The following is a 12575-nucleotide window of genomic DNA, read 5'->3' on the forward strand; positions in this document are numbered from 1 at the left end:
TGACGAAGGAAGCATCCTATCACGCCCTCTCGTCAGAATTACTAACTCAGGCGGCGCGGACGTGATAAGATGCTTCGCTGCGCTCAGCATGACAGGTTACTATTATGAATTTTACCTTCGACATTCCTGCCCAGAGCCGCTCCATCATTAAGGTGATTGGGGTAGGGGGCGGGGGCTCCAACGCCGTGAAGCACATGCACAAGCAGGGCATCAAGGATGTGGAGTTTATTATCTGCAACACCGACCGGCAGGCGCTGGAGAGCTCCACGGTGCCCAACAAGCTTCAGATTGGGGTTGACCTGACCGAGGGGCTAGGGGCGGGTGCTAAGCCCGAGCGCGGCCGCCAGGCGGCCCTGGAAAGTCGCGAGCAAATCCGCGAGCTGCTGAGCAACGGCACCAAAATGCTGTTTATTACGGCCGGCATGGGCGGCGGCACGGGCACGGGCGCGGCGCCGGTTATTGCGCAGGTGGCCCAGGAACTGAATATTCTGACGGTGGGTATCGTGACGGCGCCTTTCCTTTTTGAGGGCAAGAAGAAGCGCGACCAGGCCGAGCAGGGTATCAAGGAGCTGAGCGAGCACTGCGATACGGTGCTCGTGATTCTCAACGACAAGCTGCGCCAACTCTACGGCAACCTCACCATGGGCCAGGCTTTCGCCAAAGCCGACACCGTGTTGACGACGGCCGCCAAGTCGATTGCCGAAATCATTACGGTAACCAGCGACGTGAACGTGGACTTTGAAGACGTGAAAACGGTGATGAAGGACTCGGGCGCCGCCGTGATGGGTTCGTCCATCACGGAGGGCGAGAACCGCGCCCGCCGCGCCGCCGAGGAGGCCCTCAACTCGCCGCTGCTCAACAACACCGACATTAAAGGCGCCCAGCGCATTTTGCTCAGCATTATGTCGGGCGACCAGGCCGAGCTGGAAATGGATGAGCTGTCGGAAATTACCGAGTACATCCAGGACAAGGCCGGCGAGGATGCCGAGATGATTTTCGGTCACGGCACCGACGACACGCTGGGCCAGAGCATCCGGGTCACGGTTATTGCCACCGGTTTTGCCCGCGAGGCGCACACCATCTCGACCAATAGCCGCCCCGCCGAAACCACGCCCGAGCCGGCCGCTAGCGCACCTGAGCCGACGGCTGCTTCCAGCTTTGCTCAGGACCGGCCGAGCCATTCGGCGCCCGCCGCGCCGGTAGTCCCCACTTTTACCACGCCTGCCTCGCCCGAGCCGGCCCGCGTAACCTACGAGCTAAACGGCCCGGCCACGCCCGTAACCCAGACGGGGCTAGCCGGTGCGCCCATCACCGCGCCCGGCGACCCGGTGCTGGTGACCGGCCAGGGCCAGACGCCGGGGGCTAGCCAGCCCGCGCCCGCACCCCGTCCGCGTCCGGCTATGCTGGAAGCTCAAGCCGAGGAGCGCCGCCGCCGCCTGCAGCAGTTGAGTCAGAACCAGGGACTGTCGCCCGAGGCGACTACGCACCTCGACACGCCCGCCTATCTGCGCCGCGGCCAGAAGCTGGAACCCGTGACGCCGAGCAGCGCCCAGAATATCTCGCGCTTTAACCTGAGCGATGATAATGAGCTGCTGGGCGATAACCGGTTTTTGCACGACAATGTGGACTAAGTCTGAACCAGGACTTTAGTGGATTCATCGGATTACTAAAATTTTGTAGGCGATAAAAAGGCCACCCATTGGGTGGCCTTTCTTTTTGGACCCTAGCCGGCAATCAATCGTCCACAAAATCTGATAAGTCCTTGGTATAGGATTAATTAGGATTCGAAAACCGCTTGTCGGCGATAAACGTCGAGTCGGTTAGTGTTTTCAGAAAGGCGATAACCTGTTTCTTTTCCGTGGCTGTGAGGTCCATGTGCGTGCCGAAGGGTGGGTCGTTGATGCCCTGAATGAGGTTATTATCCAGATTGGGGCTAGCCATCTGCACGTGGTCGGAGTAGTGGTCGAGCACTTCTTCCAGGGTTTTAAAGCGGCCGTCGTGCATGTAGGGCGCGGTGAGGGTGATGTTGCGCAGCGTGGGCGCGAGAAACTTGCCCTGGTCTACGGCTAGCTTGGTGAGGCCGCCCCGGCCGGGGTCGGCAAAAGTGAGGTCGAGGCCATTATTGAAAAAAGTGCCGACGTAGCCCGACGACATCAGCGGCTGCGAGTGGCAGTGAAAGCACTCGGCCCCGCGCACCGAGCCCGGCGCGATGTGCGTGGTGTAGAGCTGCAAGCCGGCCAGCTCATCGGCCGAGAAGCCGGCGCGCGTCTGCATATACTTGTCATAGCGCGAATTACCCGAAATGAGCGTGCGCTCAAACTGCGCCAGCGCCTTGAGCACGAGGTCGGTCGTAATCGTCTGGGTGCCAAACGCCGCCAGAAACAGCGGCGGGTAGTTGGTGGTAGCCTGAAGCTTCGCCACGCTGGTGGCGAGCGGCTGGTGCAGCTCAATAGTATTTTCGAGCGGCTTCTGGGCCTGGGTTTCGAGGGTGGTGAAGGCGCCATCCCAGGTGAGCTGGGTGCTCCAGAGCACGTTGGTGAGCGACATGGTGCCGCGTGGGTTGGCCACGCCATCGACGCCCACGGCCAGCGGCAGGCCATCGGTGAAGGCCTTGCTTTGTTGGTGGCACGAGCCGCAGCTCATGGTGCCGGTGCGCGACAGGGTTTTTTCGTAAAACAGCTGCCGGCCCAGCGCCACGCCCTCGTTGGTGAGCGGGTTAGCGGCCGGAATAACGGGCGTGGGAAAGCCCGCCGGCACCGTGAGCGCGTAGGCCGTGGGCTTGGCCGGCGTGGGAGTAGGGTCTTCGCCGCCCGCGCCCCCTTTGCCGCAGCTAGCCGCCAGCAGCAGCGCCGCCGCGCTCAGCGTCATTCCCAACCACGAAGCAGAAGTAACACGAAAAGCCATGGAAGCAAGCAGGTAAAAAGCAAGAGCGCTGGGCCGACAACGACGAAGATAGTCAGGTTAGTTTCTGGGGGCCAGCCACCAGGTAAAGGCCTAATGAGGTGGCAGCAGCCGGCGGTCAGTCAGAAACTCCTGGTCAGTCAGGGTATGCAAAAAGGCTAGCAGACTGGCCTGCTCCGGGGCGGTGAGCGGGATGCCGAGCCGGCCACCGGCCTGGCGCAGCAGTGGGTCGAGGGTGGCCGAGGGCTGCACGCCGTGGTCGTAATGGGCCAGCACCTGGGCCAGCGTGGCAAAGCGCCCATCGTGCATGTAGGGCGCCGTTACGGCCACGTTGCGCAGGCTCGGCACCTTAAAGCGGCCCCGGTCGGCGGCCCGGCCGGTGACGTGCGCCCGGCCCGAATCGCGCGCAAATGCGCGGTCGAGGCCGTTGTTGCGAAAGCTCTCGTCAGTGAATAAGTCAGTGGCGTGGCAGCCGCTGCACTTGGCTTTAAACACGGCTAAGCCACTTACCTCCTGTTCGTTGAGTGCGCCGCCCGCCTCGTGGCGCACGTACTTGTCGTAGCGCGCATTGGCCGAGGTGAGGCTAGCCGTGAACTGGGCCAGCGCCCGCAGAAACTGCGGCGTATCAATCTTGCCGGGCCCGTAAACAGCCGCGAAGCGCCGCTGGTACGCCGGGTCGGCATTGAGCCGGGCCAGGGCATCGGCCAGCGGCGTGTTCATTTCGTGCGCGTCGGTGAGCGGGGCCAGCGCTTGCAGCTCCAGGCCCAGCACGCCGCCGTCGGCCATAAAATGCTGGCGCCAGCGCAGGTTTTGCAGGGCCGGGGCGTTGCGGGCGCCGGGCTGGCCCCCCACGCCGGGGCTGAAGCGGCGGCCGGGGTGCGCAAACGCCGCGAACGACTGGTGGCACGACCCGCACGATACCGTGCCGTCGCGCGACAGCCGGGCATCATAAAACAGCGTTTTGCCCAGCTCAAAAGCGGCCGCATCGGGCTGATTCTTCGCTAGCCCGTACACCATCGCGGGGAAGTTGGCGGGCTGCTCGGTGCCGGGCACGGCCAGCGCCAGGCCCGCTACCTGGCTGCAACTGGCACTGGCCACCACCGCGCCGCCCAGCGCCAGCAGGGCCGCCAGCCGCCAGTGGGCCAGCGGCCGGTGCCGGGCGCGCAGCTGGGGCGTGGTGCGCATAGCCGCTCGTCAGTTAGCCTGAATACCCGTGACCGAAAACATGCCGGCTGCGTAGTTCTGGGCCACTTGCACCGAGGACGCGCTCGGCATCATGGTAGTGGGGAAGGTGCTGAGCGTGAAGTGCGTAGGGCCGTCAAACATTTTCAGCACATCGGCCGAGAAGCTGATTTTGGGGGCCTGCCCGGCGCTCACCCGCAGCGGGTTGCCATTGAGCGAGGGCGTGGCCGTGACGATGGCGCTGTAGGGCTGCCGGTAGCCGCCGATGTGGCAGGTCAGGGCCTTGCTGGGGCTAGCCGAGGTCACGGTGCCTTCCAACTTCAGAAAAATATGGCCCGTGGCCCAGACCCAGTACATGGCATTGGCCGGGTTCAGGTCGCCGGCGAGCGCGAGCGGGTCGGCTTTGGTAGTGGTCGAATCGACGCCCACCACGAAGCTCACGCCGGTGTAGCTGCCGCCAGGCACATTGCTGATAGTGAAGCTGGTAGTGCTGGCTTTGGAAGCGTCTATCAGGTGGTACTCGCCGGGAGCGGCGTAGGTGCTGCCGTCGGCTTTGGCAAACTTGATGTTGGAGATATAATACTTAAACGTGCTCACCGTGAAGGTTTCGCCGCTGGCGGTGGTGTAGGCCGTGCCATCGAGCGCGAGGAGCTTGGTACCCACCACGTTTGCCAGCTCAAACGCCACGGTGCCCACCGTGGGCTGGCTGTCCGGGTCTTTTTTGCAGCCGCTGAGCAGTAAAATAGCGGTGGTCAACACCAAAAGAAAAGGCAGAAGGGGGCGGCGCATCATGAGCAGAGAAAAAAGTAGCCGTACTCTTCTAAAGGTAGCACTGCCTAGGTTAGCGGCCGATGAGGAAAACGCTCAATGGGCTGGTTTAACCGCTGGTTGGGGGCTTTTCTGCCGCTAGGCCGCTAGCAGCGCCTCGGCCTGCTCGCGCAGCAGCTGCCGGAAAAGGGGACTAGCCAGCTCGCCCTCGGCCGAGAGGTGCTGGCTGATACCGGGCAGGCGCACGCGCTGCGGCAATACGCTGGTGCCCAAGTAGAACAGAATGTCGGTGAGGTGGCTCAGGGCCAGTGCGCCGCCCATGCCGCCGCTGCTCAGGCTGATGAGCGCGGCTTTTTTGCCCCGAATGCCGCCGGGGTAGGGCAGCGCATCGATAAACGCTTTGAGGGCGCCGGGAATGGAGCAGTTGTACTCGGGCGCGATAATAACGAGCTTATCGGAGTGGTCGAGCGGGGCAATAAAGCGATTGAAATCAGGGTGCTGGCCGGCGTTGTGGTAGAGGGCCACGTTGAGAAAATCGACCGGCAGCTCCGTCAAATCCAACAACTGATACGGGGCGCCCAGCTCGGTAAGCAGTGTGGCGTAGAAGTCGGCCACGATGCGCGCGCGCGACTGGGGGCGGTTGGTGCCGACAATAATGGTAATCAAGAAGCTACGAAATAAAATTGCGACTATAAGACTTCTTGTCATTGCGAGCCGGCGAAGCAATCGCATCAGAACAACACCCTAGCGAGTCGTCCGGGTGCCATTGCTTCGCGGGCTCGCAATGACAGAGTTGATTAACTAGTAACCAGTAACTACTAAAAAAGTCCTTTGAGCCAGCCGCCATCCACGGCCGTGGAGGTGCCGGTGATGTAGCTAGCCCGCTCGGAGCACAGAAAGGCCGCCAGCGCCGCAAACTCGCGGGGCTCGCCGAGGCGGCGCATGGGTATCTCGCTGGTCCAGCGCTCGCTGGCTTGCGCGGGCGTGATGCCCTCGCGGGTGGCGGCGGCGCTGGCCAGGCGCTCGACGCGCTCGGTGCGGGTGTAGCCGGGCAGGATATTATTGACCGTGATGCCATCAGCGGCCACCTCGTTGGCCAGCGTGCGGGCCAGGCCCGTAACGGCCGCCCGCAGGCTATTCGACAGCAAAAGCCCGTCGATGGGCTGCTTCACGGCAATGGACGTGACGTTGAGAATGCGGCCCCAGCCGCGCGCCTTCATGCCGGGCAGCACGGCGCGCGTCAGCTCGACCACGCTCGTGAGCAGCAGGCGGGTGGCGGCATCCCAGGTGGCGGCGTCGTGCTGGGCAAAGGTGCCGGCCGGCGGCCCGCCGGCGTTGGTCACCAGAATGTCAATCTGCCCGAACTCGGCTAGCCCGGCCTGCACCAGGCGGGCCACGTCGGCGGGGTTGGCCACGTCGGCGGCCACGCCCAGCACCCGCGCGCCGGTGGCCGCCCGAATGGCGGCGCAGGCTTGCTGCAGGGTGGCGTCGGTGCGGGCGCACAGGATGAGGCTGGCGCCTTCAGCGGCCAGCTCTTCGGCGGTGGCGCGGCCCAGGCCCTTGCTGGCCGCCGCCACCAGGGCTACTTTTCCTTTTAGTCCGAGGTCCATCGCGGCGCTATTTTGGGTTTTGACGCAGGTAGTTGTCGCTGCCGTCGAGCCAGTCTTGGCGCGGCGGGCTGAATACGTCCACGTCGAGCGTGTCTTCGAGCGCCTCGGCCTTGTGGGGCAGGTGCGACGGAATGGTGAGCACCTCGCCGGCGCGCACGATTACTTCCTGGCTTTCGTCCTCGCCGAGGTGAAAGCGCAGCGCGCCCTCCAGAATGTAAGTAATCTGCTCGTTATGATGCGAGTGCTTGGGCACGATGGCGCCTTTTTTGAGGTAGACGTGGGCGAGCATCATCTGGTCGCCGGTGATGAAGCGGCGCGCAATGGTGTCGGAAAGCTCGTCCTTGGGCATATCGTCCCAGCGGTAGAGGGTGGCGGGTGGAATGGCAGACATGAGAAAAGGGGTTGGGAGGGAATGCAAAAAAACGTCAGCCAAGCTTAGCCTTCCACTACCAGCCCGTATTTGGCGAGCAGGCCCGGCAGGCAGGCCAGCGCGAAGCGGGCACCGGCTAGGTAGTTGGCTTCGGGGTCGAGGCCGTAGCCGGTGGCGGTGGTAAAGTCGGTGCCCGCCAGCCGGGTATCGTGAAAAATAGTGCCCGTGAGGTCGCAGCCCGCAAACACGGCGTTTGTCAGGTCGGCGTTGGTAAAGTCGGTTTCGGGTAGGGTGCAGCGCTCGAAGCGCGTGCCCGCTAGCTTTTTGCCGGCAAAGGAGGCGTAGCGCAGCTGGCAGTCATCGAAGTGCACGCCAAAAAACATGTCTTGGCACGTCGCAAACGCCACACCCAGCAGCTTGCAATCGGCAAAGGCCACGTTTTGCAGGGCCGTATTGCTGAGCTTGGCGGTGGTCAGGTTGCAGCGCTCAAAAAGACAATCCTCGAAGCGCAGGCCCGCCAGGCTAGCCTCGGCCAGCTCGCAGTGCACGAAATGAAACTGCTCAAACTCGCGGCCCAGCGCTAGCAGGCGCGGCGCATTGAGGCCGGTAAGCACGTTTTCGGCCGAAAAAGAATCGGGTTTGCGCAGGGCAGCGGGTTTGCGACGAGGCTTCATACGGGGCGAAATAATGGGCTGGCCCACTAACCTACGGCGCGGCTCGGTAGTTTAAGGCCCATTAGCCAGATTCCGGCCGAACGGCCTACGCTGGCCGGGCCGGGTTAGCTCGTTTCTATGTCTGTTGCCTCCCGCACTATTTATTTTAAAAATAACGTCGGCTGCCTCTGGGAAGAACCCGAAGGCTACCTGCGCCTCGATTATTACCCTAGCCAGCGCGAAGAGGCGCAGTTCCGGGCCTTGCTCACGCACGTGCGCCAGGCCATGAAGCGCCACGGGTGGGGGCGCCTGCTCATCAATCAGCAGCAGATGAGCGCTTTAACGCCAGCCGAGGAAAGCTGGATGGTAAATGAATGGCTACCCCAGGCGGTACTCGAAGATGGCTACCGCTACGGAGCCGTGATAGTGGCGCACGACGTATTTGCCCGGCTAGCCATGACGGGCCTCGTGATGACCAGCCGCAAGCTGGGCCACACCTACCGCAATTTCGAGCACGAAAAAGAAGCTATTACCTGGCTACTGGCGCAGTAAGCAACGGAGGCAGGAAGAAAATTGCCCGGCTACTTCTGCCTGCCTCCGTTCGTACTTAGCCCTGTTCCTGGCCGGCCAGCAGGTCCTCAAACGTCTGGCGGCGGCGGATGAGGCGCGGGGCGGCGTCGCCATCGAGCAGCACCTCGGCCGGGCGCAGGCGCGAGTTGAACGAGCTGCTCATCTCGAAGCCGTAGGCGCCGGCGTTGTGGAAGGCCAGCACGTCGCCCTCGCGCACCTCGGGCAGCAGGCGGTCCCAGGCAAAAGTGTCGGTTTCGCAGATGTTGCCCACTACCGTGTACAGCCGCTCCGGAATATTGGGGTGCGAGAGGTTGCTGATGTGGTGATATGCATCGTACATCATGGGCCTAATCAAGTGATTAAAGCCCGAGTTGACGCCCGCAAACACAGTGGCCGTAGTGTGCTTTACGGTCGAGACTTCGACCAGCAGGTAGCCGGCCTCGCTCACCAGGTATTTGCCGGGCTCAAACCACGTTTCGAGCGGCCGGCCGTATTCTTTCTCAAATTCCTGGAAAGCCGCCGCCACCTGCCGGCCGAGGCTAGCCACGTCGGTTTCGGGGTCGCCGGGCTTGTAGGGCACCTTGAAGCCCGAGCCCAGGTCCAGAAACTCCAGCTGCGGGAAGCGCCGGGCGGCGTCGAACAGAATATCCAAGGCCCGCAGAAACACGGCCACGTCCTTGATTTCGGAGCCGGTGTGCATGTGCAGGCCGCGCACGTGCAGGCCGGTGCCCTTCACCACCCGCTCGAGGTGGCGCATCTGGTGAATGCTGACGCCAAACTTGCTGTCGATGTGGCCGGTCGAAATCTTATAATTACCGCCCGCCTCAATGTGCGGGTTCAGGCGCACGCACACCGGATAGCTGCCGCCGAAAGTGGCGCCAAACTGCTCCAGCAGCGAAAGATTGTCGATGTTGAGGTTTACGCCCAGCTCTTTAGCCTCTACCAGCTCGCTGAAGGCCACGCTGTTGGGCGTAAAGAGAATATTCTCGGGCTGAAAGCCGGCGTGCAGGCCCAGCTTCACCTCGTTGATGCTCACGCAGTCGAGACCCGCGCCTTCGGCCAGCAGCACCTTCAGGATGGCGACGTTGGTGAGAGCCTTACAGGCGTAGAAAAACCGCGTGGGATGGCCGCTGAAGGCGGACGTAAGCTTGTGGTACTGCGCCCGAATAGTATCGGCCTGGTACACGTAGAGCGGGGTGCCAAACTGCTGAGCGGCAGCCAGCAGGGCAGAAGCAGGGAGTACGGACATAAGTAGCCGCAAAAATACGCCCGCCAGCCCGGCCCTTTTAACGCTATGGCCCCGACCTAGGCTGCGTAAACTTGTTACTTATGCAAAAAACACCTGCCCGATGTCCCAAAGTCTGCCCGAAGTCTGGCTGCGTGGCCCCCTGCCCCAGGTGCCACCGCTGCTGCAGCCGGTGGCCCATGCCCTGCTGCAAGCCCGCGAAGAAGTAACGGAAATTATGGCCGGCTTTCCGGCTGCCAAGCTGGCCGAGCGCCCGCTGGGGCTGGCCTCAGTGGGCTTTCACCTGCGCCACCTGGCGGGCGTTCTCGACCGCACCTTTACCTACGCCCGGGGCGAGGCCCTCAGCGAGGCGCAGCTAGCCTACCTCGCCGCCGAGGGCCAGCCGCCCACCCACGCCGGAGCCGTGCCAGAGCTGATGCAAAAATTTGCCAGCCAAGTAGATACCGCGCTGGCGCAGCTCATGGCTACGCCTGAAAGCAGCTTGCCCGAGTGGCGCGGCGTGGGCCGGGCGCAGCTGCCGAGCACTGTAATGGGCTTATTGGTGCACGCCGCCGAACACACCACCCGCCACGTGGGCCAGCTGCTGGTCACGGCTCGGGTGGTGCAGCCGTAGGCAGCCGGAAGCTTCGCGCTACTGACTACTTTGAGGGAATTTTCGGGCGAGCGTACTAGCTTTGGCTGGGCCTGGGTAGGGCCCGCGGCGCGGCGCACGCGCAACTACTATGGCAAATCGCAGACAATTTCTGACTTCCTCGGCGGCCGGGCTAGCCCTGCTGGCCGCCCCCACGGCCGGAGCCTCGGCCGCCCCGCGCCCCAACGTGCGCGGTAAGGCGCTCGTCATCTCAACCTGGGACGATGGCATCGCCGCCAACCAGGCCGCCTGGGAAATCCTGAAGAAAGGGGGGGCGGCGCTCGATGCCGCCGAAGCCGGCGTGATGGTGACGGAGTCGTCGCAGAACTGCTGCGTGGGGCTAGGCGGCAACCCCGACCGCGACGGCATCGTGACGCTCGACGCCTGCATCATGGACCACCGCTTCAACTGCGGCAGTGTGGCGGCCCTCGAGCGCATCAAGCACCCCATCAGCGTGGCGCGCCGCGTGATGGAAAAAACGCCCCACGTGATGCTGGTGGGCGAGGGTGCCCAGCAGTTTGCCGTGGCCCAGGGCTTTCCCCTGGAGCCCAGCCAGCTCAGCCCCGATGCTGAAAAGGCGTACAAGGAATGGCTGAAAACCAGCCAGTACAAGCCCGTTATCAATATCGAAAACAGCGGCAATCGTAAAACCGGCCCCGTGGGCGGCCCCCAAAACCACGACACCATTGCCCTGCTGGCCCTCGACGCGACGGGTAACCTCAGCGGCAGCTGCACCACCAGCGGCATGGGCTTTAAGATGCGCGGCCGGGTGGGCGACTCGCCCATCATCGGTGCGGGCTTGTACGTTGATAATGAAGTAGGTGCGGCCGCCGCCACTGGCCAGGGCGAAGACGTGATTCGCATGGCCGGCGCCCACACCGTAGTCGAGCTCATGCGCCAGGGCCTGGCGCCGATGGCCGCCTGCCGGGCCGCCGTCGAGCGCGTGGCCCGCATCAAAGGTGCCCAGGCCAAGGACATCCAGGTCTGCTTTATCGCCGTGAACAACCAAGGTGTAACGGGCGCTTTTGCCTTGCAAAAAGGATTCAGCTACGCGCTGTGCAATGCCGCCGACCAGCGCCAGCTGGTCAAAAGCGAGTATTTGCTGAAGTAGAGGCCCGCTATAGATATAGGGCAGGCCGGTTTCCTCTACATTACCTATTCTTATACCTTAAGCCAGCTTGAAGCCGGGGCGGTACTCGCGCTTCACAAACTGGTTGACCTCGTCGAGGTTGGTAATGCGCATTTGATTATTGTCCCACAGCAGCTTGCGGCCGCGGCCGGGGTAGTCAAAGCCCTGGCCATTGGCCCGGGGCTTTTGCAGGTCATAGCCCCGAATGGCCAGGTTGGCCATTAGCAGGGCCTCGGTGAGCGGGCCGGCCAGCTCGAAGGGCGAGCTGACTTTCATTTTGCTGGCGCCGGCCAGGCAGGCCTCTACCCATTGGCCGTAGTGGCCGTTGGCCTGGCCGGGCACCCTAGCCAGAGTTTGGGGCACTTTCACTTCCTGGTTGCGCGAGAGGGGTAGCAGGCGCGGGTCGGCGCCGTAGGTGCTGGCCATCATCTTGCCCTTGGTGCCGATGAAAAGGGTGCCGTTGCCGCCGTCGCCAAACAGCTCGTTGGGGCCCAGCTCGTCGGGGCGCTCGGGCTGAATACCGCCATCCATCCAGTGCACGGTGATGTCGCCCTGGGTTTTGCTGGTTTTGGGAAACGTGAGCGTGACGTGGCTGCTCGGCGGGCAGCTATCGGGGAAGTAGCCGCGCTTAAACTCATCCACGTACACGCTGCCCACGCTGGCCTGCACCGAGTTGGCATATTTCAAATCGAGCACCCGGAAGGGCGCCTCCAGCAGGTGGCAGCCCATGTCGCCGAGGGCGCCGGTGCCGTAGTCCCACCAGCCGCGCCAGTTGAAGGGAATGAGGTGGTCGACATACGCGCGCTGCGGCGCGGTGCCTAGCCACAAGTCCCAGTCGAGCTCGGCGGGCACGCTGGCTTTGGTGGTGGGCCAGGCAATGCCCTGGGGCCACACGGGGCGGTCGGTCCAGCAATAAATGGTGTGCACGTCGCCGATGGTGCCCGCGTCGTACCATTCCATGAGCTGGCGCACGCCGTCGTTGGAGGCGCCCTGGTTGCCCATCTGGGTCACCACTTTGGGGTAGCGCCGGGCCGCATCGGTGAGGGCGCGGGCCTCGTAGATGTCGTGGGTTAAAGGTTTTTGCACGTATACGTGCTTGCCCAGCTGCATGGCCGCTAGGGTCGTCACGGCGTGGTTGTGGTCGGGCGTCGAGACCGATACGGCATCAAAGTGCTTGTGCTCTTTGTCGAAGAGCTGGCGCCAGTCCTTCACGTATTTGGCCTGCGGAAAGGCCTTGCGCGAGTTGGCGGCGCGGCGGTCGTCCACGTCGCAGAGGTAAGCAATGCGGGCCTTGCCGGTTTTGGCAAACATGGCGATGTCGCTTTCGCCCTTGCCGCCCACGCCCACGCTGGCAATCACGAGCTGGTCGCTGGGGGCCGTGTAGCCCTTGCCGCCCAGCACAAAGCGCGGCACAATGAGAATGCCGCTCGTGGCTAGGGCACCTTGTTTTAAGAATGAGCGCCGCGAGGGCACTTCGGGAAGCTGGCTCATAAAGAACGCTTTGGATGGGAAAAG

General features: G+C 63.3%; 13 protein-coding genes. 4 read left to right on the forward strand and 9 right to left on the reverse strand.

The window, feature by feature from the left end; all coding sequences use genetic code 11:
- Positions 1-104 precede the first annotated feature (104 nt).
- Positions 105-1631 carry a cell division protein FtsZ gene (gene ftsZ / locus GKZ68_RS00930; RefSeq protein WP_173109867.1) on the forward strand — a complete coding sequence of 509 codons (1527 nt, stop codon included), beginning with the start codon at positions 105-107 and terminating at the stop codon, positions 1629-1631.
- A 142-nt stretch (positions 1632-1773) separates the two neighbouring features.
- Here ftsZ and GKZ68_RS00935 read toward each other — a convergent pair whose 3' ends face one another.
- The 7 genes from GKZ68_RS00935 to GKZ68_RS00965 all read right to left on the reverse strand — a co-directional run bounded on the left by GKZ68_RS00935 (position 1774) and on the right by GKZ68_RS00965 (position 7505).
- Complete coding sequence (locus GKZ68_RS00935) at positions 1774-2904, reverse strand: cytochrome-c peroxidase (protein ID WP_173109869.1); 1131 nt, start codon at positions 2902-2904, stop codon at positions 1774-1776.
- Between the two features lie 90 nt (positions 2905-2994).
- A complete protein-coding gene (locus GKZ68_RS00940; protein WP_173109871.1) occupies positions 2995-4086 on the reverse strand; it encodes a cytochrome-c peroxidase in 1092 nt (363 codons plus the stop codon).
- Positions 4087-4095: 9 nt separating this feature from the next.
- Positions 4096-4842, reverse strand: coding sequence for an MbnP family protein (locus GKZ68_RS00945; RefSeq protein ID WP_367949240.1), 747 nt, complete (start codon positions 4840-4842; stop codon positions 4096-4098).
- 147 nt (positions 4843-4989) lie between these two features.
- Positions 4990-5517, reverse strand: coding sequence for an NADPH-dependent FMN reductase (locus GKZ68_RS00950; RefSeq protein ID WP_173109875.1), 528 nt, complete (start codon positions 5515-5517; stop codon positions 4990-4992).
- Positions 5518-5669: 152 nt separating this feature from the next.
- Positions 5670-6461 carry an SDR family oxidoreductase gene (locus GKZ68_RS00955; protein WP_173109877.1) on the reverse strand — a complete coding sequence of 264 codons (792 nt, stop codon included), beginning with the start codon at positions 6459-6461 and terminating at the stop codon, positions 5670-5672.
- 7 nt (positions 6462-6468) lie between these two features.
- Entirely contained in the window at positions 6469-6852 is a 384-nt protein-coding gene (locus GKZ68_RS00960) for a cupin domain-containing protein (protein ID WP_173109879.1), read from the reverse strand.
- A 44-nt stretch (positions 6853-6896) separates the two neighbouring features.
- A complete protein-coding gene (locus GKZ68_RS00965; RefSeq protein WP_173109881.1) occupies positions 6897-7505 on the reverse strand; it encodes a pentapeptide repeat-containing protein in 609 nt (202 codons plus the stop codon).
- A gap of 117 nt (positions 7506-7622) precedes the next feature.
- Between GKZ68_RS00965 and GKZ68_RS00970 the strand changes: the two genes are divergently transcribed.
- Positions 7623-8036, forward strand: coding sequence for a hypothetical protein (locus tag GKZ68_RS00970; RefSeq protein ID WP_173109883.1), 414 nt, complete (start codon positions 7623-7625; stop codon positions 8034-8036).
- 55 nt (positions 8037-8091) lie between these two features.
- Here GKZ68_RS00970 and lysA read toward each other — a convergent pair whose 3' ends face one another.
- Positions 8092-9303 (reverse strand): diaminopimelate decarboxylase, encoded by a 1212-nt coding sequence (gene lysA, locus GKZ68_RS00975; RefSeq protein ID WP_173109885.1) that lies wholly within the window; start codon positions 9301-9303, stop codon positions 8092-8094.
- 100 nt (positions 9304-9403) lie between these two features.
- On the opposite strand from lysA, the gene GKZ68_RS00980 reads away from it, so the two are divergent.
- Together GKZ68_RS00980 and GKZ68_RS00985 are read left to right on the forward strand one after the other, a co-directional pair.
- Complete coding sequence (locus tag GKZ68_RS00980) at positions 9404-9913, forward strand: DinB family protein (protein WP_173109887.1); 510 nt, start codon at positions 9404-9406, stop codon at positions 9911-9913.
- A 109-nt stretch (positions 9914-10022) separates the two neighbouring features.
- Entirely contained in the window at positions 10023-11042 is a 1020-nt protein-coding gene (locus GKZ68_RS00985) for a N(4)-(beta-N-acetylglucosaminyl)-L-asparaginase (protein WP_173109889.1), read from the forward strand.
- Between the two features lie 57 nt (positions 11043-11099).
- Here the strand turns inward: GKZ68_RS00985 and GKZ68_RS00990 are convergent, their stop codons facing one another.
- Positions 11100-12551 carry a Gfo/Idh/MocA family protein gene (locus GKZ68_RS00990; RefSeq protein ID WP_173109891.1) on the reverse strand — a complete coding sequence of 484 codons (1452 nt, stop codon included), beginning with the start codon at positions 12549-12551 and terminating at the stop codon, positions 11100-11102.
- Positions 12552-12575 lie beyond the last annotated feature (24 nt).

It is taken from the genome of Hymenobacter sp. BRD128, from assembly GCF_013256625.1.
Lineage (GTDB): Bacteria > Bacteroidota > Bacteroidia > Cytophagales > Hymenobacteraceae > Hymenobacter.

Excerpts from the sequence above, each read along its gene's own strand:
- GKZ68_RS00980 (WP_173109887.1), top strand. The coding sequence starts at position 9,404 with ATGTCCCAAAGTCTGCCCGAAGTCTGGCTGCGTGGCCCCCTGCCCCAG.
- ftsZ (WP_173109867.1), top strand. The coding sequence starts at position 105 with ATGAATTTTACCTTCGACATTCCTGCCCAGAGCCGCTCCATCATTAAG.
- GKZ68_RS00970 (WP_173109883.1), top strand. The coding sequence starts at position 7,623 with ATGTCTGTTGCCTCCCGCACTATTTATTTTAAAAATAACGTCGGCTGC.
- GKZ68_RS00990 (WP_173109891.1), bottom strand. The coding sequence starts at position 12,551 with ATGAGCCAGCTTCCCGAAGTGCCCTCGCGGCGCTCATTCTTAAAACAA.
- GKZ68_RS00985 (WP_173109889.1), top strand. The coding sequence starts at position 10,023 with ATGGCAAATCGCAGACAATTTCTGACTTCCTCGGCGGCCGGGCTAGCC.
- GKZ68_RS00960 (WP_173109879.1), bottom strand. The coding sequence starts at position 6,852 with ATGTCTGCCATTCCACCCGCCACCCTCTACCGCTGGGACGATATGCCC.
- GKZ68_RS00965 (WP_173109881.1), bottom strand. The coding sequence starts at position 7,505 with ATGAAGCCTCGTCGCAAACCCGCTGCCCTGCGCAAACCCGATTCTTTT.
- GKZ68_RS00935 (WP_173109869.1), bottom strand. The coding sequence starts at position 2,904 with ATGGCTTTTCGTGTTACTTCTGCTTCGTGGTTGGGAATGACGCTGAGC.
- GKZ68_RS00940 (WP_173109871.1), bottom strand. The coding sequence starts at position 4,086 with ATGCGCACCACGCCCCAGCTGCGCGCCCGGCACCGGCCGCTGGCCCAC.
- GKZ68_RS00955 (WP_173109877.1), bottom strand. The coding sequence starts at position 6,461 with ATGGACCTCGGACTAAAAGGAAAAGTAGCCCTGGTGGCGGCGGCCAGC.
- lysA (WP_173109885.1), bottom strand. The coding sequence starts at position 9,303 with ATGTCCGTACTCCCTGCTTCTGCCCTGCTGGCTGCCGCTCAGCAGTTT.